The sequence below is a fragment of the Psychroserpens mesophilus genome (assembly GCF_050617655.1).
Classification (GTDB): Bacteria; Bacteroidota; Bacteroidia; order Flavobacteriales; family Flavobacteriaceae; genus Psychroserpens; species Psychroserpens mesophilus_A.
This window is the reverse complement of record NZ_JBODQC010000005.1, coordinates 1-20,591: the sequence shown is the minus strand read 5'-3', so window position 1 is coordinate 20,591 and position 20,591 is coordinate 1. Positions and strand designations below refer to the sequence as shown.

14 protein-coding genes and 2 tRNA genes are annotated in these 20,591 nt (G+C 32.5%); 3 read left to right on the top strand and 13 right to left on the bottom strand.

Annotated elements, in window-relative coordinates:
* Positions 1-23 precede the first annotated feature (23 nt).
* On the bottom strand, positions 24-3,872 hold the full coding sequence (gene porU / locus ACRHNM_RS10245; protein ID WP_431136252.1) for a type IX secretion system sortase PorU: 3,849 nt from the start codon (positions 3,870-3,872) through the stop codon (positions 24-26).
* A 252-nt stretch (positions 3,873-4,124) separates the two neighbouring features.
* Here porU and gldJ point away from each other — a divergent pair, with 252 nt between their 5' ends.
* Together gldJ and ACRHNM_RS10235 are read left to right on the top strand one after the other, a co-directional pair.
* Complete coding sequence (gene gldJ, locus ACRHNM_RS10240) at positions 4,125-5,810, top strand: gliding motility lipoprotein GldJ (protein WP_431136569.1); 1,686 nt, start codon at positions 4,125-4,127, stop codon at positions 5,808-5,810.
* A 70-nt stretch (positions 5,811-5,880) separates the two neighbouring features.
* Complete coding sequence (locus ACRHNM_RS10235) at positions 5,881-7,146, top strand: UDP-N-acetylmuramoyl-tripeptide--D-alanyl-D-alanine ligase (RefSeq protein WP_431136250.1); 1,266 nt, start codon at positions 5,881-5,883, stop codon at positions 7,144-7,146.
* A 94-nt stretch (positions 7,147-7,240) separates the two neighbouring features.
* Here the strand turns inward: ACRHNM_RS10235 and ACRHNM_RS10230 are convergent.
* The 11 genes from ACRHNM_RS10230 to ACRHNM_RS10180 form a co-directional block, all read right to left on the bottom strand.
* A tRNA-Val gene (locus tag ACRHNM_RS10230) sits at positions 7,241-7,315 on the bottom strand.
* A gap of 51 nt (positions 7,316-7,366) precedes the next feature.
* A tRNA-Val gene (locus ACRHNM_RS10225) sits at positions 7,367-7,441 on the bottom strand.
* 62 nt (positions 7,442-7,503) lie between these two features.
* Positions 7,504-8,724: a bifunctional folylpolyglutamate synthase/dihydrofolate synthase gene (locus ACRHNM_RS10220; RefSeq protein WP_431136248.1), complete on the bottom strand. Its 1,221-nt coding sequence runs from the start codon at positions 8,722-8,724 to the stop codon at positions 7,504-7,506.
* Entirely contained in the window at positions 8,724-9,578 is an 855-nt protein-coding gene (locus tag ACRHNM_RS10215; RefSeq protein WP_431136246.1) for an energy transducer TonB, read from the bottom strand. Before ACRHNM_RS10215 ends, ACRHNM_RS10220 begins: the two co-directional genes overlap by 1 nt.
* A gap of 32 nt (positions 9,579-9,610) precedes the next feature.
* Positions 9,611-10,006: an ExbD/TolR family protein gene (locus tag ACRHNM_RS10210; protein WP_431136244.1), complete on the bottom strand. Its 396-nt coding sequence runs from the start codon at positions 10,004-10,006 to the stop codon at positions 9,611-9,613.
* Entirely contained in the window at positions 10,006-10,704 is a 699-nt protein-coding gene (locus ACRHNM_RS10205) for a MotA/TolQ/ExbB proton channel family protein (protein WP_431136242.1), read from the bottom strand. Before ACRHNM_RS10205 ends, ACRHNM_RS10210 begins: the two co-directional genes overlap by 1 nt.
* 66 nt (positions 10,705-10,770) lie before the next feature.
* Positions 10,771-12,165 (bottom strand): sodium:proton antiporter NhaD, encoded by a 1,395-nt coding sequence (gene nhaD / locus ACRHNM_RS10200; RefSeq protein WP_431136239.1) that lies wholly within the window; start codon positions 12,163-12,165, stop codon positions 10,771-10,773.
* A 5-nt stretch (positions 12,166-12,170) separates the two neighbouring features.
* Entirely contained in the window at positions 12,171-13,397 is a 1,227-nt protein-coding gene (locus ACRHNM_RS10195; protein ID WP_431136237.1) for a Glu/Leu/Phe/Val dehydrogenase dimerization domain-containing protein, read from the bottom strand.
* Positions 13,398-13,488: 91 nt separating this feature from the next.
* Positions 13,489-14,994: a hypothetical protein gene (locus ACRHNM_RS10190; RefSeq protein WP_431136235.1), complete on the bottom strand. Its 1,506-nt coding sequence runs from the start codon at positions 14,992-14,994 to the stop codon at positions 13,489-13,491.
* 1 nt (position 14,995) lies between these two features.
* On the bottom strand, positions 14,996-15,643 hold the full coding sequence (locus ACRHNM_RS10185; protein ID WP_431136233.1) for a hypothetical protein: 648 nt from the start codon (positions 15,641-15,643) through the stop codon (positions 14,996-14,998).
* An 85-nt stretch (positions 15,644-15,728) separates the two neighbouring features.
* On the bottom strand, positions 15,729-16,793 hold the full coding sequence (locus tag ACRHNM_RS10180; protein ID WP_431136231.1) for an anhydro-N-acetylmuramic acid kinase: 1,065 nt from the start codon (positions 16,791-16,793) through the stop codon (positions 15,729-15,731).
* Between the two features lie 92 nt (positions 16,794-16,885).
* On the opposite strand from ACRHNM_RS10180, the gene ACRHNM_RS10175 reads away from it, so the two are divergent.
* Positions 16,886-18,028: an acyl-CoA dehydrogenase gene (locus ACRHNM_RS10175; protein ID WP_431136229.1), complete on the top strand. Its 1,143-nt coding sequence runs from the start codon at positions 16,886-16,888 to the stop codon at positions 18,026-18,028.
* 50 nt (positions 18,029-18,078) lie between these two features.
* Here ACRHNM_RS10175 and ACRHNM_RS10170 read toward each other — a convergent pair whose 3' ends face one another.
* Complete coding sequence (locus ACRHNM_RS10170; protein ID WP_431136227.1) at positions 18,079-20,514, bottom strand: helix-turn-helix domain-containing protein; 2,436 nt, start codon at positions 20,512-20,514, stop codon at positions 18,079-18,081.
* Positions 20,515-20,591: the final 77 nt, after the last annotated feature.

Genomic DNA, 20,591 nt, shown 5'->3' with positions numbered 1-20,591 from the left:
AATTAGGCAAATATAAATCTTTATTATAGTATTACAAGTTTTTCAATTTTTTCAACTTGTTTATTTAAACGATTAGATCTCACTTTTAGTTTGTAAATATAGACACCTTTACCAATTTTATCGCCAAAGTCATCTCTACCATCCCAAACTATATCTTTTGATAATGAACTTGTCACCTTACTTCCTGCATTAGTCTGACCGTTGAGAGTTCTGACCAGTTTACCTGAAACCGTAAATATCTGTACTGAAACGTCTAAAACATCAGGACTATTGTGATTGAACCAAAATTCGGTATAATCAATAAATGGATTTGGATAGTTTAAAACGTTATCTATCACTAATTCCTGGTCTTTATCGTAAACTACAAATTGTATTTCTGCAGTTGAAGAATTATTGTAAACATCCCAGGCTTTAAGGCTCAAGGTATGTAACCCAGGCTCTAAGTCTCTAAAAGGATAACTTACCTTTCCGTTTTGATAATCGTCAATATTAGCTTGGTAATAGTCATTTAATACAAAAGGATTCGTTTCATCACCATCAATGATTGCAACAATATCATGACCTATTCCACTGGCTGTATTAATTCCGTTTTCATCTTGTAATTTTGCTAAAAGAGAAGGTTGTTCATTAGTGATACCTCCTGAAACAAAGTTTTCATCATTCATAAAAAGATTTATAACAGGTCCTGTATTATCTTCTGCAGCATTTTCGTTTATACCTCCTACTTGGATATCAAAGCTAGAACCTGCTCTGTTTTCTAAAGGAAGTTTTCTCATCGTATAGAAACTAACTTTTCCTGGACCAACAGGAATCCCTATATCTCTCGGAACGACAAATTCAAATTCAAACTGTCCATTGGCAACTGTTGCCTGACCTTTAAAAATGATTTCTCCCAAAGTTTTGAAGTCCATAATTACAGGTTGTCCATTATTAGTTTGATTATCGTTATTCAATGTCTGTCTGTCTATTTCCTTATCAAATACAGTTGCTGTTAATATACCATTATAATCAGACAAGACATTACCTGATTCATTAACAACCTCTCCAGACAACTTAACTTTACCTAAAGCCTGTAATACATCTGTATTTCCACCAATTGGAATATCATTAATTTTGGTCAATCTTACATCTGGTTTAGCAAAAGCCAGTTTCATTGCTGGGTCTCCAATAAACCAAACTAAAGGCTTTTGAATATTACCACTAATACCTGGATCATTTTTAGACAGTCGTAATGCTTCAGCTACAGATGGATATTCATTAGAGCCAAATGCAAATAGATAAGGCTCAATAATTACATTAAAAGCCTGACCAAGACTGACGAAAATTTGTCTCGTCGTTGTAATTAAGCCTATGGCTCCACCTTTAGCATTCCAATATGTAAATTCACCAGCTGTTTGTCTTAATGGATCGTCAAACTTAGTATACTCACAGGTTACAGTAATAAATAAGTTATATTTACAAGCATTTGCGACTTCCTGAGAATCATTTTTATCAAAAATACGCTCGGAAGCTAAACCATCTTCACCTCCATGACCAAAATAATTAACCACTAATGCACCAACATCTATAGCATCTCTTATTTCTTTATTTACTTGAGGATAGCGTTCACCTGCAGAAGAGGATTCCTGTAGAAATGCATCGGAATGAATCTTAACGGCATTTAAAAACGGTTTTTCCTGAGTAACGATGTTAGCAATATTATCTGTAGTTTGCTGTAATTCTCCCTCAAAACTTCCTACATCTACATCATCAGAAATCATTAATATATTATTTCTCCAGCTGCCAAATGAAAGTTCTGAATAATACTCTTGAATTTTATCAACCAATTCTGTGGCTTGTTGTGGTGTATTAGCTAAAATTCTTCCTACTGCAATATCAGCTTTGTTTGAAACCTCCATGTTACCTTCATTATCATCCATCATGGCATAAAAATCATCAGACACAAAAGACGTAGTCAAACTAAAACTATTATATGAGAACCAGGTAGGCACTATATTGGTATTATTGGATATTCTGTTTTTATAATCAAACGATGCATCTCCAAAAAGGCACAAATACTTCAATCTCTTATCTGGAGCACTGGCATTATGATAAACATACCTTACAAAGTTTCTAATACCTCCAATATCCTGATTTCCAGAACTAAATTCTTTATAGATTTGATCTAATGTAACAACTTTAACACTTAAATCATACTGCTGTCTATTAATATCTGCCAATCTCTCGGCTTGAGAAAGCATATTGCTAGGTGTAACTATAATGTAATCTACATCTTGAAATACCCCTTGACTATTTAGAAAAATAGTGCCTTTTAAATTTTGATTGCTGACATAGGAATCTCCATCTCTTGAAGGTTCAAAAAAGTTTTGATTATTAAGAGCTATGTAATGTCTAAGATTTCCAGAAACTGCTTTAAAATTAAAACTTGAATCTTGATTAGAATTAGGAATACTCGTCACATTATACTTATCTGTTATATCCCAAACTTCATTAACGTTGGAAGCGTTAGAAATAACATACTCAGCAATACCATTTGTTGTTTCGACAATGTCATTTTTAAATCGCAATTGCCCTCCATTATAAATTAAATCTCTAATGGCTTCTATAGAAACGTAATCTAAATAACCCAGAGATGACGGATTTCCATTGTTATTATATTCTAAATTCACACTTACTTCAGAAGTAGCTAATTGAATGTCACCAGCATAAGAAGCTCCTGTGGCTAAAATCCCATCAGTAAGCCCACTAGCAGAAATGGTTGCCACATCGACTGAGTTAACTTTAATATCCATAAATGTCTGAACATCAGATACAGCTGCAACATAAACTTTTAATTTAGCTGGCTCAGTTGTGACTAAATTTGGAAAATTGAATGTGACAGTCTTTTCATTCTCTACATCAAAACGATCTCCAAACCAACGTCTTCCGAGTTTAGCAATATTAAATTCGTCGACCTCATAAAATTGATAGTCCTGAAATGTATCTATAGTGAAATCCGGATTTTCATCAGGTTGCACTGCGGTTTCGATACGCTTACCAAAAGAACCGCCAAAATTGACATAATAATTAGAGATATTGGTGTAAGGATTAATATTGGTGTTAATACGATTTTCTTCTACATTACCTTTAGGACCTTCTGCATAAAACAAGATATAATCACCATCATTGAATACACCATCATTTTCACCAATAAACTTGATGGCATTTTCTGTGAGATCAATTGGGTAAAATTCATCGTTAGGCATGGGCAACATTGCACCTCCATTACCATAAATTTTGATGGTTCTAGGATCGACATCTGTATTAACTCCAATATCTTCTAAAAATCTTTTGGTTATTTTAAATACTCCTGAATTTTCAACATAAAAACGTCTCCAACTACCAGAATTTAAAACAGAATTAACAATCTCCTGAGAGTTAAATGCATTTCTATTAGAAGAACCAGATGAGTAATTAATAGTAAACGATGTGATTTTTTTTAAAATCCCATCATCATTGATAATAGGACTAATTTTAAGAAAGGCATTAATTTTATCTCTATCAACAGAATTAGACAATTTAGCGTTTGGCGAGTTAGGTATTAACTCTTTAGACAATCCTTTTAATTCATTAACTGATATAGTTGCATAAGAAACATTAGAAAGCGTAAGTGACTTTTCATTTAACAATGAACTTATTTCCCATTGAGAAATATAAAACAACCCTTCTGAATCACTATAGCTGTAGTTTTTTTTATTAAAAGCAGGCAACTCAACCTGGAAAGAAGAAGTTTCTAAAGTTGTTGTACCATCCCATTGGATTGTAAACTGTTTTTGTTGAGCAAAACCAAAAATAGTGCATACAATAAAAGATATGAGTAACAGTTTTTTCATAGTACAAATAACGTCTATAAGCTTATGTTATTATAGCGTTTCAATTTTTTATTCAAAATTACAACAATATTTGATTTAAGCAACCGTTATTAAAGTCAAAATACATCGATTAACTGAGTAAAAGTCCGTTATATTGCATAAAAAACAGGATGAAATGCAACTTTTTTTCAATCTATTTGCTAAAAAATGTTGTTAATTTACCTTTAATTACTATATTGCGTGTCTAAAAATTTAATTAGCTTACTTAAAAGTATGGATATGAAAAACGTCTTAAACCTAAGGATACTATTAGCCCTAATGATATCTTTAACAATTGTTGGTTGTAGCAGAAATTCTTCAGATAAGAATAGTTCAAGAGCCACAGGATGGAAAATCAACGATAAAAACGGTGGTTTTCAATACAATGACAAATTTCAAGAACAAGAAACAAGTCCTGGTTTAGTCTTTGTCGAAGGCGGAACATTTACTATGGGGAAAGTACAGGATGATGTTATGCATGATTGGAATAATACTCCAAACCAGCAACATGTTCAGTCATTCTATATGGATGAAACAGAAGTTACTAACAAGATGTACACTGAATATCTTGATTGGATTAAAAGAACATATCCACCAGAAGAAGAAAATTACAGATTAATTTATCAAGGAGCATTACCTGATACATTAGTATGGAGAAACCGCTTAGGTTATGCAGAAATGATGACAGAAAATTATTTACGTCATCCAGGTTATGGAGAATATCCTGTTGTTGGTGTAAGCTGGATTCAAGCTGTAGAATTTGCAAACTGGAGAACAGACAGAGTCGCTGAAATGGACTTACAAAATGCAGGTTACTTGGAAAGAGATTCTCATTTAACATCTTCTGCTGAAAGTAATTTTAGTACAGACACTTATATCAATGCTCCTACTTTAACTTATGGAGGAAACGATAGTATTATAAATCCTGCAAAATCAAGAAAAAGAGTTCAAGTAACTGCGGCAGGTGATACCATTAATAATTATGCAAGAAGAGAATCTGGTATTATTTCTCCAGATTACAGGCTTCCAACTGAAGCAGAATGGGAGTATGCTGCTTTAGGCATGAGTGAATTAAGAAGCTTTAATGTGTATAGAGGTCGTAAAAAATACCCATGGGATGGACAATACACTCGTTCAGGAAAGCGTAAAACAAGAGGTGATCAGTTAGCAAACTTTAAACAAGGTAAAGGTGATTATGGTGGAATTGCTGGTTGGTCTGACGATGGTGCTGATATTACAGCACAAGTTATGAGTTATGAGCCTAATGATTATGGTTTATATGACATGGCTGGAAATGTTGCTGAGTGGGTAGCAGATGTTTATCGTCCAATTGTTGATGATGAATTTAGCGACTTCAACTACTATAGAGGAAACGTATACACTAAAAATGCAATCAATGAAGATGGAACTGTTAAAGTTGTAACTCCAGATGAAATTGTGTATGACACGTTAAGTAACGGACAAGTGGTTGCAAGAAATTTACCAGGAGAAATTCTTCAAGTACCAGTTGACGAAGACGAGACTTATTTAAGAACAAACTTCGATAGAAGTGATAACAGAAACTTTAGAGATGGTGACACAAGATCTTCTAGAAGTTATGCAACCGCTTTTGATGAAGAAGAAGGTGACGATGCTGAAGCTGCTATGACGAGAAAAATGTATAATTCACCTAAACATAACATACAAAGAGATTCTACAGGTCAAGTTATTAAAGAGTATGATACCTCAAACCAAAGAACTTCGCTTATCAATGACGATGTAAGAGTTTACAAAGGAGGTTCTTGGAGAGATAGAGCATACTGGATTGATCCCGCTCAACGCAGATATTTCCCTCAAGATATGGCAACAGATTATATAGGATTTAGATGTGCTATGTCTAGAGTTGGTTCAAAATCTCAAGGTGGAAAAAAAAGAAATTAGAATTTATTTTTAATAAAATTAAAAGGTCCTAACATTAAACGTTAGGACTTTTTTTATTTAAATTTATTTCATGAAAATAGAAACATTATACGAGGCGTATTTAAAGTGTAATTCCATATCTACAGATACCCGAAAAATCAATTCTAGATGCCTGTTTTTTGCTCTAAAGGGAGATAATTTTAATGGAAACTCTTTTGCTTTGGAAGCTTTAAAAAAAGGCGCCCGATTTGTTGTTATCGATGAAGAAAAGTATGATGAGCATGATGATTGTATTTTAGTAGATAACGTCTTGGAAGCTTTACAAGCTTTAGCAACACATCACCGAAAAGTTTTAAACATTCCAGTTATTGCTCTCACAGGAAGTAATGGCAAAACAACCACTAAAGAACTGATCAATGCAGTCTTATCTACAACTTATATTACAAGTGCTACTAAAGGAAATCTTAATAATCATATTGGAGTTCCATTAACCTTATTAGAGTTTACTAATGATACTCAAATTGGTATTGTTGAAATGGGAGCAAATCACCAAAAAGAAATAGAATTCTTATCTAATATTGCGCTTCCAGATTACGGGTTGATTACCAACTTTGGCAAAGCTCATTTAGAAGGTTTTGGTGGTGTTGAAGGTGTTATAAAAGGCAAATCAGAATTATACAACCATCTAAAATCTCATAACAAAACAGTTTTTGTTAATGAAAATGATTTAAAGCAAATTGAACAAATCGGAACGTATAAAAACACCATTCTGTTTGGTTCAAATATATCTATGATAAGTGCTCAGCCTTTTATCAACTTAGAGTTTAATAACACCATGGTTCATACCCATTTAACTGGAGCGTATAATTATAACAACATCGCTGCAGCTATTGCAGTAGGAATTCATTTTAAAGTTGATGACGATTTTATTTCTAAGGCCATTGAAAACTATATTCCTGCTAATAATCGCTCTCAGATTATTGAGAAAAACTCAAATCAAATCATATTGGACGCTTACAATGCAAATCCAACAAGTATGATAGCTGCTTTAGATAACTTTGGAAGTTTAAAAGAAGCTCATAAAGTGGCTATTCTTGGAGATATGTTTGAATTAGGAGAAGCTGCTGCATTTGAACATCAGGCAATTACTGATTATTCTCAAAAGTTTGAGATTGAACATATTTATTTGGTAGGAGAAAACTTTTATAAATCAAAAAGTAATGCGCCTAATGTATCAAGTTTTCTGTCTTTTGAAGACTTAAAACTTGAATTAACCAATTCACCATTGAGAAACAAGTACTTATTGATTAAAGGGTCAAGAGGAATGGCTTTAGAAAGAGTTTTAGATGTATTATAGTTCTTTTAAGATTGATTAACGGTATTGTCACGGAACAAACTTCCTTTACAAACAAAAAAACCTACACAATAACTGTGTAGGGTTTTATTTGGTGTGGGTCATACTGGATTCGAACCAGTGACTTCTACCCTGTCAAGGTAACACTCTGAACCAACTGAGTTAATGACCCAATCTATTAAAAGCAAAAAGTTCGCATTAGATGCGAACTTTTAAATAGTTGTGGGCGCGAAGGGATTCGAACCCCTGACCCCTTGGGTGTAAACCAAGTGCTCTGAACCAACTGAGCTACGCGCCCTAATTATTGGACTGCAAATATAGTCTAGATTTTTAATTAGCAAAAGCTTTTTATAAAAAAAATTAAATTATTTCAGCAACAACGAATGTACTTCCACCAACATATACCAAATCGTTTGATTTGGCCTTATGCAAAGCAGAATTAAATGCTTCATTTACTGTATCATAACCATCACCTCGAAATCCATTCCTCAAGAATTTATCTTTAAGCTGATTTACATTCATACCTCTGGGAATTTTAGGTTTACAGAAATAATAAACTGCGTGCTTAGGTAAGATGTGTAAAATTGAATCTAAGTCTTTATCATTTACGACACCAAATACCATATGAAGCTTATTATATTCTTCATCTTCTAATTGCTGCATTGCATATGACAATCCTTCTTTATTATGAGCAGTATCACAAATAACTTTTGGTTGTTCTTGTAGCAGTTGCCAACGACCTTTTAAACCTGTATTCTTAACCACATTTTTTAAACCTTCACGTAATTGCTCATTAGAAACTACAAATCCTTTTTGAGCATTGAGTACGTTGACTATTTGTACAACCGTTTTTATATTGTGCTTTTGATAATTTCCTTTTAAGTCGCTTTCAAAATGTTGCGTTATCAATTGATCTGCAAAATATATATCAGATGTATTATTTTTAGCTGTTTTAATAAATACACTTTGTGTTTCTTCATTTGTCTCACCGATGACTACTGGTACTTTTGTTTTAATGATACCTGCTTTTTCGGAAGCTATACTTTGATAGGTAGGCCCTAAAAATTGTGTGTGATCAAAACCTATATTTGTAATGACTGAAATTTCAGGAATTATAATATTTGTAGAATCTAAGCGACCACCTAATCCGACTTCGATTATTGCAATATCAACCTCTTGCTTTTTAAAGTAGTCAAAAGCCATTCCAACAGTCATTTCAAAAAAGGACAACTGGTTTTCTTCAAAAAAAGATACGTTTCGCTTGATAAATCCTATGACAAACTGCTTACTGATTTCCTTTCCATTAATTTTAATACGCTCTCTAAAGTCTTTTAAATGTGGAGACGTATATAATCCAACTTTATATCCTGCTTCCTGAAGAACGGAAGCCAGCATATGACTTGTAGAGCCCTTCCCATTGGTTCCAGCAACATGAATACTTTTAAAATGTCGTTCAGGATGATTTAAGTGTTCTGCTAAAAGAAGCGTATTTGATAAGTCCACCTTATATGCAGATTTACCTTGATTTTGATACATAGGCAACTGCTGGAACATCCAATTAACAGTCTCTTGATAGTTCATTAATCAGTAGGTGAAAAGTTGACACTTACTTTACCAAATTGTCGAGCAGGAGCTTTAGAATCTGCAGGCCATTTATAAGACATGGCTATTTTTTTAGCTTGCGCTTTTAAACACGTTGTTGCGTTATTACTTCCTTTTACACCTGGAGTGGCTTCTATCACTTTTCCACTTTGATTTACAACAATGTCAACGACAATTAAACCATATTCATTTTCACAGCCATCGTAAATTGTGTAATCTGGTGTTCCTCTTCCATTTAATCCATAACCAACTCCTCCATTTCCAGAACCTGGAGTTCCTTTGTAAGGCGCATATGGACTTCCATCTAAATCACCTTTGTCTCCTGGACCATCACCAGGACCTTCCCCATCTTTTATTGGTCCTTCCGAATTTTTTACACCACCTATAAGTGCATCAAGTTTATCTTTTTTGTCTTGTTCCTCCTTGGCTTTTCGCTCTTCTTCTTCTTTTTTGAGTTGTTCCAGACGTTCAGTCTCAGCTTTGGCTTTGGCTTCAGCTTCTTTAGCTTTTTTTATGGCAATAGCTTCTGCAGATTCATTAGTTAACAGATCTTCAGACTGACTATTGGCTTTCACTGTTTCTTCTGGTTGTGCTTTATCTGCTTGTGTTTCTTCCTTTACAGCGTTTTCTACAGGTTTAGATTTGGTAGGTTCAGTAGGCTGAATATTACCAGAACCAACTGGTGAATTCCCAAAATTAACCGCAACACCATATTCTTCAGGTGGATCCATATAAGGTGGACCAACCACAAACAATAGTAATACAAGAATGACAACTATAAGTGTTGTGATTTTTGCTGAATTACGTTCGTGTTTTGTTTTTAGGTATTTCATAGTGTGGCATCTGCAAACGTTATTCCAGAAAATTAGTTATTTGGTTTTACAGCCAGAATAACTTTAAACTTATTTCGGTTTGCGATATCCATAACTGTTACGACGTTTTCTACAGGAACTGATTTTTCAGCACGTAGGACAATAGTAGGTTGTTCTTGATTTGCGAGCATAGCTATTAACTCCGTTTCAAGCATACTTCCACCAACTAATTTTTGATCGATATAATAATTGAGATCTTTAGTTATACTTACAGCAACTGATTGTTTATTTTCTGTTTTGCCACTAGCTTGAGGTAACAAAATATCAATAGCGTTGGTTGTTACCAAAGTAGAAGCAAGCATAAAGAATATCAATAACAAGAATACAATATCTGTCATTGATGACATGTTGAATTCTGGTTTGACTTTATTTCTACCTCTTATGTTCATTAAATTGGTTCGTTTAAATGATCTAAGAATTCTAACGAATTTGATTCCATTTGATATACCACTTTATCGGTTCTAACCACTAAATGGTTATAAGCAGTATAGGCCACAATACCTACAATCAATCCGGCAACAGTGGTGGTCATGGCAGTATACAATCCATCAGACAGTTGCTTGATATCAATTTGTCCTCCAGAATTAGCAATTTCAAAAATGGATAATATCATTCCAATAACCGTTCCGAGAAATCCAATCATTGGAGCGATACTCGATATCGTTGCTAGAACACTTACATTTTTTTCTAAACCATATAATTCTAATCGGCCTGCATTTTCAATAGCTGTATTTATATCTTCAAGAGGTTTACCAATACGTGTAATTCCTTTATTTATAAGTCTAGACACTGGAGTGTTTACCTGTGCACAAAGCATTTGTGCTGAATCAATCTTGCCATTACTGACATGATCTTTTATTTGATTCATAAAATTAGAATCGACATTAGAAGCTGCTTTTATAGCAAATAATCGTTCAAAATAAATATAAATAACAGCAATTAACAAAATGAACAATAAGGCAATTATAACTTGACCTGCAACTCCTCCACTACTGATCAACTCAATGATAGAGAGTGTTTTTTCGACAGATTCTGAATTAGTAACTAATTCAGCAGTTCCATCTTGAATATTACTTAGTAATATCATATAATATAGTATTGAAATTAATTTTATTAGTGTAATAACGCATATTTTGGGTCAAAAGTATATGAACTAAAATAATGTTCTGGTAAACATAAATGCAATTGCTCCTACTATAAATCCTACTAGAGCAAGCCAAGATATCTTTTTTATGTACCAGAAAAAATCTATTTTTTCCATTCCCATAGCAACAACACCTGCAGCAGAACCTATGATAAGCATACTTCCTCCTGTTCCTGCAGAGTAGGCTATAAAATGCCATAATTCGTTATCTATTGGTTCAGTAAACATTCCTAAACTAGCAGCAACTAAAGGAACATTATCTATTACTGCTGAACCAACTCCTAAAAGAAGTACCACTAAATCAGAAACACCTTCATGGTGAAGTTCAGTGCCTAGCATAGGCATTGTTTCTTGTAATGTTGCAGCGAAACCAAATAGAATACCTAAAGATTCTAAGGCAGCCACTGCCATTAAAATTCCGAGGAAAAACAAAATACTTGGCAATTCAATTTTTGATAAAGAATGATGCACAGGACTATGGCTTGCATGATCGCTATGCTCTTCTGAACTAATTCCTGAAATGGCAAATTTTGAATTACTATAAATCTCTGCAAAAATTGCCACAACACCTAAGGCTAACATCATACCTACATAAGGCGGTAAATGTGTAATTGTTTTAAAAATTGGCACAGAAATAATTCCTCCTAGACCAAGATAAAGCATTGTTGAGCTAAACTTGCTTTTAGGCTTATCTAAATCTTCTTCAACTTTTTCTAAATTCCCTTTAAATGCAGGTAAAAAAGATGCAATAAAGGTTGGCACCAACATACATAATAAAGAAGGAATGAATAAATAGACAAATAGATGACCAGTAGTTACCTTTTTACCAATCCATAACATGGTTGTCGTCACATCTCCAATTGGAGACCATGCGCCACCAGCATTGGCTGCTATAATTATTAATCCTGCATACCAGATACGAACCTCTCTTTCCTTCACAATTTTCTGAAGGATGGAGATTAATACAATAGTAGCTGTTAGGTTGTCTATAATTGCAGATAAAATAAATGCTAGTGTAGCAAATATCCAAAGTACCTTACGTTTACTATTTGTTTTAATAAAACCTTTTATCGTTGAAAATCCATCAAAATAATCAATGATTTCCACAATAGTCATCGCTCCTAATAAAAAGACTAAAATTTCAGCAGTTTTACCTAAATGATGCAATAAGGTTTCTTCCATAATGTGCATCTTACTTTCGTGACCTAAAGAAGCAAATCCATCGACTAAACCATGATTTGCAGAATCAAACCATTGCGAGAACGAATCAATTCCTAAAGAGATAAGCGCCCAACTAATAGCCATCATAACTAAAGCTGGAATTAACTTATCAATTTTAATACTATGTTCAATTGTTATGGCTAAGTAGCCTAGTGCAAAAACTAAAATTATGATTGTTTCCATAGTTTTTAAATAAGTTGTGTTAATGCAATTTCAAATGCCGTAGCACTAACACCTGTTTTTGTCTGGTTTTTTTGGTAAACCTTCTTAATTGCTTTGTTAATAGTTTCAGACGTATCATTAAAAATGGCTTCATCTGTCATTTGTACTTTGCGCTCCATAAAGTAGGCAAACACTCTAGCCATACCACAATTTGAGATGAAATCTGGTATAAGACTTACTTTATGGTCTGTATGTTCCATAATTGGTCCAAAGAAGATTTCTTTATCTGCAAATGGTACATTTGCACCACAGGAAATCACTTCTAAACCAGTTTTTATCATACTATCAATTTGTTCTTGGGTAATTAATCTTGAAGCTGCACAAGGTGCAAAAATTTCAGTTTGTAAAGACCATATTTTATGATTGATCTCTTCAAAAGGAATTAAATTATCGCTCACTAAAATGTTTCCGTTTTTATTGAGATAAAGCTCTGTGATCTCTTCAAAAGAAAACCCTTCTTCATTAATTAAACCTCCAACTCTATCAATAATTCCGACAACCTTAGCTCCCATTTGTGCTAAATAAAAAGCTGCTGCTGCTCCAACATTTCCAAAACCCTGTACTACAGCTCGTTTACCCACAATTGAATCGCCATGAACACTATAAAAGTGCTTTGCTGCTTCGGCGACTCCAAAACCAGTAATCATATCGGCAACTGTATATTTTCTAGAAACGCTAGGTGAATATTTAGGATTTTCTATAACTTTAATAACTCCGTGTCTTAACTGTCCGATTCTATTTATCTTGTCAGCTTGTGTTGGTTTAAAATGACCTTCAAAAACACCTTCTTGAGGATGCCAAACACCACTTTCTTCTGTAATGGGAATAACTTCATGAATTTCGTCCACATTTAAATCTCCTCCAGTACCATAATAACTTTTCAGCAAAGGTGAAACCGCATTATACCATCGTTCTAAAACGCCTTTTTTTCTTGGGTCTTGAGGGTCAAAATTAATACCAGATTTTGCACCACCAATTGCAGGACCAGACACTGTAAACTTTACTTCCATGGTCTTAGCCAAAGACAGTACTTCATTCATGTCTAAACCTTTACGCATCCTTGTACCTCCACCTGCAGCTCCTCCTCTTAGAGAATTAATTACTGTCCAGCCTTCGGCTTCTGTTTCGGGATCTTTCCAATTAAAAATAATTTCAGGGTCTTTGTCTTCGTACTTTTGAAGTAAGTCTTTCATCAAGTTAGTTCGTTAAATTTCAGCAAATATAAAAAACAAAAAATCGCTTTAAAACGTAAAGCCATTATATTATTGCAAAAAATGTCAAATTTTATTTCAAGGTCATTTTTCCGAATTTATGCATTTCTTTTCCTAAGGCATAAATATAAAAAGTATTGTTAGAAATCTGTAAAGTTTGGGTTGGCGCATAAGTGGTATATTCTTTTGCTCCTCCTGTATTACTATTCCAAAATGGTATTGTTTTGATATTACCTTCAGCATCAAACGTTTTTAAAACAATTGCTTTTGCATTGATATTATCATATCCCATAACTATTTTTTTATCCTTTAAGATGGATTCTTTTTCATTGGCTAAAACACATAATTTACCATTATTTAAAAACGGATAAAACGAGCCTAATATTTCCATTCTATTCAGATATTCTTGGCCATAATTTAAGGGCGTCTCGTAAGCAACATTTCCATTAATATCTAGTTTAATTACAATTCCAGGTCCAAATCGATGGGTATAATTATACTCAAAATTCTTACCTTCAATAGCTTTGCTATCTTTCGAATAACAATCTCCAATAAGGTAAATATTCTTGTTGTCGATTAAAATATCTTTCACCTTTAAATCAATATAACCTTTACCTAAAACACATTTTATAGTCTCTTTTGCCCATTCTTGATTTTTGACAAGTTTTTCCTCGGAAATGTTATAGATAAAAAACCCATTATCTTTTGCTCCACCAACAGAAATTGCAGGCTTCGCATTGTCTGTCGCAAAACCTATAAGGTATTGAGAATCATTGAATGTTATAACTTTAGAATCTGAAATATAAAATCCTTCGGATGAAGCCTGTTGTTCCTTTATATTATCATCTTTAAAGGTTAAAATAGTGGTGATTGGATGTTTTTTTGATGTATCTGTTTTCTTAACAAGAGTAACCGTTCTATCATTTTCTATGTATAAAGTTTCGTTGTAAGCACGTTCACTATCAAACGGTAATGTATGAGCTACCTTTGAAAGCTGCTCTAAATTTTTATTAAAGGTAAGAATCTCAACAGCTTCTGTTGTTTTCTTCTCAAATGGTTTATTTACCAAAACTGCGAAACTGTTTTTATCAAAAGACATCGCAATTTCAAAAAAACCAGAATTATTTACTTTCTCAATAGGAAGTGTGTACAACTCAATCGTATTAGAAACCTGATTTGTATCATTATCATAAATTTGAGCATACAAGATATTTTTACCATCTTTTTTAACTGCTACATATGAAAAGAAATACAATTTGTTATCTCCTTCAATAACGTCTAACAGTGTTGCATCTTTTTGAGAACGGATTGGTAATTTAAAATCTATTGCAGACACAGACTTACCTGTAGCATCAAATTTAGTAATGAAAATAATTTTAGGAGCATAGAATTGAGAACCTATTTCTTCAATACTATACGTTGTAAATCCAGATTGTGATGGAAATGCTAAAACAGGATTTAGCGAGCCTGAAACAGTACTATTCGAGTGTTCAGACCATTCAAAACCAGCTATTTCTTCTTGAGCTTGTAGTGTAAATGCAAAAATAAACGTACAGACACTAAAAAATAAGAACTTCATATTAGTGAGTAAAGTGTTGATTATATTCATTTACAATGTTCAGAATAGACAAGATTTTATATCCATTTTCCTTATCCTTAATTTTCTTTGCTAACTCAGGATAGTCAGAAACGTATTTACTCATAATATTTTTAAAGCTGAATATAACTTTAGAAGATGCAAACTTTAGATAATCATCACCATCTTTAACTGCTAAAATTTCAGTTTGAATTTTTGTCCCATCAAAATCTAAAGAAACTTCAGTATTTCCTTTTTTTGAGAGTGTCATTTCTGCGCCTTTATCATCTTCAACTCTAATATAGTAATCAAAAAGACTTATTTTTCCTTCAACAGTTCTCAATAAAAACACTTTAGTTTTTCCGCTTAAGCCTTCATAAGGATGAGTTTCGTAATAATCGTTTTCAATTTTGTATGCTTTTAAATCTTCTGGCTCATACACCACTGGCTTATCGTCTAAAGTTTTAAAGAATTTCACTTTACGCTGACTTTTAATTTTAAGAAATCGTTTTAAATAACCTTCAATTTTTTCACCTTTATTTGTGATAACGTAACCTGGTAATTTTTCAGATACGTCTTCCCAATTGTCATCAATTTGTGAATACCCTAAGCCTGACATCAAAATTGCTAATACTAATACTAAATGTTTCATTACATGTGTTTTTATGGTTCATACCTGGCTATTGAAAATTTGAGCCGAAGTGCGCAAATGTAACTAATTAGTTTCTGCGAACATGTTAAAACAAATATATTTTACCTGAAGAATGATTGCGTCTTGCACCAGTAACACTTGCCAAACAATTTATATCATTTCGTAATTTAAGAACACCTAAAAGTCCGAAAATAAGAGCCTCTTTATATTCTATTATTTCTTTGGAAGGAATTTTAATTTCATTTTGACTTACTTCTTTCAAACGATTCATTAAGAACGTATTATAAACACCGCCTCCTGTCACTAAAACTGAGGTCTTTGGTTTCTGCTTTAAAATAGAATTAATTTGAATTGCGATGTGTTCAACAACTGTTCTTAAAATGTCTTTAACCTGTAATTGATAACGGTCTATTAATGGTATTACGTTTGAATTAACCCATTCTAAACCTAAAGATTTTGGAGGTTCTAGTTTATAAAAATCTAAAGTATTTAAATCGTGTAATAAGGATAGATTTACCTGACCTTCTGAAGCGATGTTTCCGTTAGCATCGAAATCTAAACCTATTTTTTTACTGTAATAGTTTAGTACAATATTTACAGGACAAATATCAAAAGCGATACGATTGTTATGACTTTCAAATGAAATATTAGCAAATCCTCCTAAGTTTATGCAAAAATTATATTCTGAAAACAATACCTGATCACCAATTGGCACTAAAGGAGCTCCTTGTCCGCCAAGTTCGACATCCTGAACTCTAAAATCACATACGACGTTTTGTTGTGTTAAATCTGCTATTTGTTTTAGGTTCCCAATTTGATAGGTCAATCCTTTGTCTGGCTGATGCAATGCCGTATGACCATGAGAACAAATAGCATGAATATGAGTGAGTTGAAATTTTTTAATAAAATTATTAATAACCTTAGACAGATAAATTGTATAATCCTTATCGATAACTTTTAAACTATTCAAATCTTGATTGATAAGATTTGAAAGTTTTGTGTACCAAAAATTGGTGTATGGAATCGTTTCTGCATTATTAATTTTGAAGGTCCAGAGGTTATCAAATTCAAAATCAATGTGTGCAAGATCAATTCCGTCTAAGGAGGTTCCAGACATTACACCAATGACGCTATAATTAGATTTTATCATATCTAGTAAAAATAGTAATCTTCATTGAAAATCTGCTAATAAAAAGTTATCTTTGACATCATTTTTTATCAAATCAATAATTATACTTTACTATGGATTTTAGTTTAACCGAAGAACATACTATGATTCGCGACGCAGCTCGCGATTTTGCACAAAACGAATTACTTCCAGGCGTTATAGAACGAGATAATACACAGACTTTCCCTCAAGAACTTGTCCGAAAAATGGGTGAACTTGGGTTTATGGGAATTATGGTTGACCCTAAATATGGTGGAAGTGGAATGGATGCTATTTCATATGTTCTAATAATGGAAGAATTGTCTAAAATTGATGCTTCAGCCTCTGTTATGGTTTCTGTAAATAATTCATTAGTATGCTATGGTTTAGAGTCGTATGGAACTGAAGAGCAAAAACAAAAATACTTAACAAAATTAGCTACTGGTGAATATCTAGGTGCATTTTGCTTAAGTGAGCCTGAAGCTGGTAGTGATGCAACTTCCCAAACTACTACAGCCATTGATAAAGGTGACCACTACGTAATTAATGGTACAAAAAACTGGATTACAAATGGAGGTCGTAGTGATGTCTATTTAGTTATTGCTCAAACAGATCGAGATAAGGGTCACAGAGGTATTAATGCTTTTATTGTTGAAAAAGGAATGGAAGGATTTGATATTGGACCAAAAGAAGATAAATTAGGAATTAGAGGTAGTGATACTCATACCTTACAATTTAACGATGTAAAAGTCCCTAAAGAAAATAGAATTGGTGAAGATGGATTTGGTTTTAAATTTGCTATGAAAACCCTATCTGGTGGAAGAATTGGTATTGCTGCTCAAGCTTTAGGAATTGCTTCTGGAGCTTATGAATTAGCGCTGAAATACTCTAAAGAACGTAAAGCGTTTGGTACAGAAATTTGCAATCACCAAGCCATCGCTTTTAAATTAGCAGATATGTATACTGAAGTTGAAGCTGCTCGTATGTTAGTCATGAAAGCTGCTTGGGATAAAGATCAAGGTAACAACTATGATATGTCTAGCGCTATGGCAAAATTATATGCGAGTAAAGTTGCTATGGAACAAACAGTTGAAGCTGTTCAGATACATGGAGGCAATGGTTTTGTTAAAGAATACCATGTAGAACGTTTAATGCGCGATGCAAAAATTACTCAAATTTATGAAGGTACTTCAGAGATTCAAAAAATTGTAATTTCTAGAGGTGTTATAAAAGGATAATCTATCTTAAAAGATATTATTAAGGCTTCAGAATTTATTTTGAAGCCTTTTTATTTTGAAAATTCATCAAGCACCAGACGAATTTCACCATATGAATATTTATCATCTAGTTGATGCTTTAAATCTGAAAGGCTTTCGAAAGTTTTAGTAGGAATGATTGACTTTAATTCTGAATAATTTGATTGAGATATTAAATCGGTAATTTTAACTTCACCTGATGTAATAAAACTAGCCAAATGTCCAAATATAGTATTGGTGTTTAACTCTCGATCTTGAGCTATTTGATCAATTGATTTTCCAGCTTTAAATTGTTTTAAAGATAACTTCCTGGTATCTCCCTTTTGTCTCTTTGGTTTTAATTCTTCAAAAGATGATATTGAATGCGAAGGTTCAATATTATGTTCTTCACAATAGTTGCTTATCAATTCTACTATTTCTGAACCATATTTAGTAATACGCGTTTTTCCCATACCATATATATGTTTCAGTTCTAATGTTGATGTTGGTAACATTTCACACATGGCATATAATGATTTTTGGGTGAATATTTGAAAATGAGCTAAATCTTCTCTTTTTGCTATTTCATTTCTGAGCTCTCTAAGTGATTCGAAAAGTTCAATGTTTTCAGTTCCATCAATTACAATTTTACGTTGTTTTTTGGGAGTTTCTTTTACCAGAAAGATAGATTTAGCTCTTAACTCTAAAAAATGTTGTGTGCTAAAACCTTTTTTTAATCCCTCGAAATACAATAATTTAGTCTTTAGCAATTCCGCTATTTGATCATACTTTTTATTTATATCTTTATCGATAGCTTTATTATCTGTGGTAAAACTAAATTTTTCTAACGAAGGTTCTATTATAGATTTTGCTAAATCATTGAAATAAGAAATGGCCTTTACAAATCTGTCTTGTAGTGTTGCATTTGCCTCAGGAATGTCTTCAAGACTACCAATTGATAATAATTGAGAATTGAAAGATGTACTTACTTTTAGTATATTAGTTATAGTATTCTTTATAGTGTTTAAAGGCTTTTCTATATTACCTTTAATGCTATTTCTGTTTTTATAAAAAACATCTAATATTTTATGTATAGGATTTAGAAAGTCATAGAAATTAAAAACTTCTGAAATTAAATCTAATTGAAACTTTCTTTTAGACTGTTGTAAAATTTTATCATTAGGTTGATTTACTTCGGCTTTTTTATTAAAAGCAGTAATATCATTATCGCTTATAATATGATTAGGAGTGATTTTACTACTTAAGATTAAACCTTCTAATGATTTGCAACGACTAAGAGCAACATACGTTTGTCCATGTGCAAAAGCTCCTTCAACATCTATTATAGCTTTTTCAAAAGTTAATCCTTGGCTTTTGTGAATTGTAATTGACCAAGCTAAACGCAATGGTATTTGTGAGTAGCTTCCAATTTTATCTTCAGTAATGGCCTTAGTTTCAGAATCAACTGTGTATTTTATATTCTCCCATATTTCGGGTTTAGTGATAATATTATAATCGTCATCTGGACACCTAACAACAACTTCACATTCTTCCAATGAAATAACTTTACCAATCTTGCCATTAAAGTAAAGCTTTTCTGGTGAGCTATCGTTTTTTACAAACATCACTTGAGCACCAACTTTTAGCCTTAATACTTTCTCATTTGGAAATGAATGTTCTGGAAAATTACCTTTTACAACTGCTTTATATGTTAGCGCCTTTCCTTTGAGTATTTCGAGTTCTTTATTATTTGTTTGATTAGCTTTATTGTTATGAGTAGTCAATGAAATATAACCATCATTTTCTTTAGGACTAAAAAGAGGTTTAAAACGTTTGTTTAATACATCAGCAGAAGCTTGGCTTAATTTATTATTCCTAACTTCATTAAGTATATTTATGAAAATAGGATTATCTTGTCTGTAAATATGTTTTAATTCTATTGTAACAGCATCACATTGTTGATAAGCTTTGCTACTAAAGAAAAAAACATTCTTATAAAAAGGACTTAATAAACGCCATTCATATTCCTTCACTACTGGTGAAAGTTGATGTAAATCACCAATCATAAGCAATTGTACTCCACCAAAAACTTCATTTCTATGCTTATACTTTCTTAAGGTTTTATCTAAAGCATCTAGTAAATCTGCTCGAACCATACTAATTTCGTCAATAATCAAAAGATCTAAAGATTTAATAATATTAATTTTTGTTTTACTAAAGTTTCTATTAAAATTATTAGATAAATCGAATTTAGCATTTGGCAAAATAGGTCCAAAAGGCATTTGAAAAAAAGAATGAATAGTCACACCTTTGGCATTAATTGCTGCCACTCCTGTTGGTGCAACAATTATCAGTCTTTTAAACGATTGCTTTTTCAGTTTATGTAAAAAGGTAGTCTTACCTGTTCCTGCTTTACCTGTTAAGAATATATTTCTGTTAGTTTTATTGACAAAGCTCCAAACTAAATTTAATTCACTATTTTTTATCATTAAATATCTAAATATTCATAAATATATAAAACACTATTAATATTAGAATATTTTCTATAAATATTTTTATAATCTAT

What these genes read in the sequence shown, in the direction of transcription:
- porU (WP_431136252.1), bottom strand. Translation starts at nt 3,872, where the DNA reads ATGAAAAAACTGTTACTCATATCTTTTATTGTATGCACTATTTTTGGT.
- gldJ (WP_431136569.1), top strand. Translation starts at nt 4,125, where the DNA reads ATGGATATGAAAAACGTCTTAAACCTAAGGATACTATTAGCCCTAATG.
- ACRHNM_RS10235 (WP_431136250.1), top strand. Translation starts at nt 5,881, where the DNA reads ATGAAAATAGAAACATTATACGAGGCGTATTTAAAGTGTAATTCCATA.
- ACRHNM_RS10220 (WP_431136248.1), bottom strand. Translation starts at nt 8,724, where the DNA reads ATGAACTATCAAGAGACTGTTAATTGGATGTTCCAGCAGTTGCCTATG.
- ACRHNM_RS10215 (WP_431136246.1), bottom strand. Translation starts at nt 9,578, where the DNA reads ATGAAATACCTAAAAACAAAACACGAACGTAATTCAGCAAAAATCACA.
- ACRHNM_RS10210 (WP_431136244.1), bottom strand. Translation starts at nt 10,006, where the DNA reads ATGAACATAAGAGGTAGAAATAAAGTCAAACCAGAATTCAACATGTCA.
- ACRHNM_RS10205 (WP_431136242.1), bottom strand. Translation starts at nt 10,704, where the DNA reads ATGATATTACTAAGTAATATTCAAGATGGAACTGCTGAATTAGTTACT.
- nhaD (WP_431136239.1), bottom strand. Translation starts at nt 12,165, where the DNA reads ATGGAAACAATCATAATTTTAGTTTTTGCACTAGGCTACTTAGCCATA.
- ACRHNM_RS10195 (WP_431136237.1), bottom strand. Translation starts at nt 13,397, where the DNA reads ATGAAAGACTTACTTCAAAAGTACGAAGACAAAGACCCTGAAATTATT.
- ACRHNM_RS10190 (WP_431136235.1), bottom strand. Translation starts at nt 14,994, where the DNA reads ATGAAGTTCTTATTTTTTAGTGTCTGTACGTTTATTTTTGCATTTACA.
- ACRHNM_RS10185 (WP_431136233.1), bottom strand. Translation starts at nt 15,643, where the DNA reads ATGAAACATTTAGTATTAGTATTAGCAATTTTGATGTCAGGCTTAGGG.
- ACRHNM_RS10180 (WP_431136231.1), bottom strand. Translation starts at nt 16,793, where the DNA reads ATGATAAAATCTAATTATAGCGTCATTGGTGTAATGTCTGGAACCTCC.
- ACRHNM_RS10175 (WP_431136229.1), top strand. Translation starts at nt 16,886, where the DNA reads ATGGATTTTAGTTTAACCGAAGAACATACTATGATTCGCGACGCAGCT.
- ACRHNM_RS10170 (WP_431136227.1), bottom strand. Translation starts at nt 20,514, where the DNA reads ATGATAAAAAATAGTGAATTAAATTTAGTTTGGAGCTTTGTCAATAAA.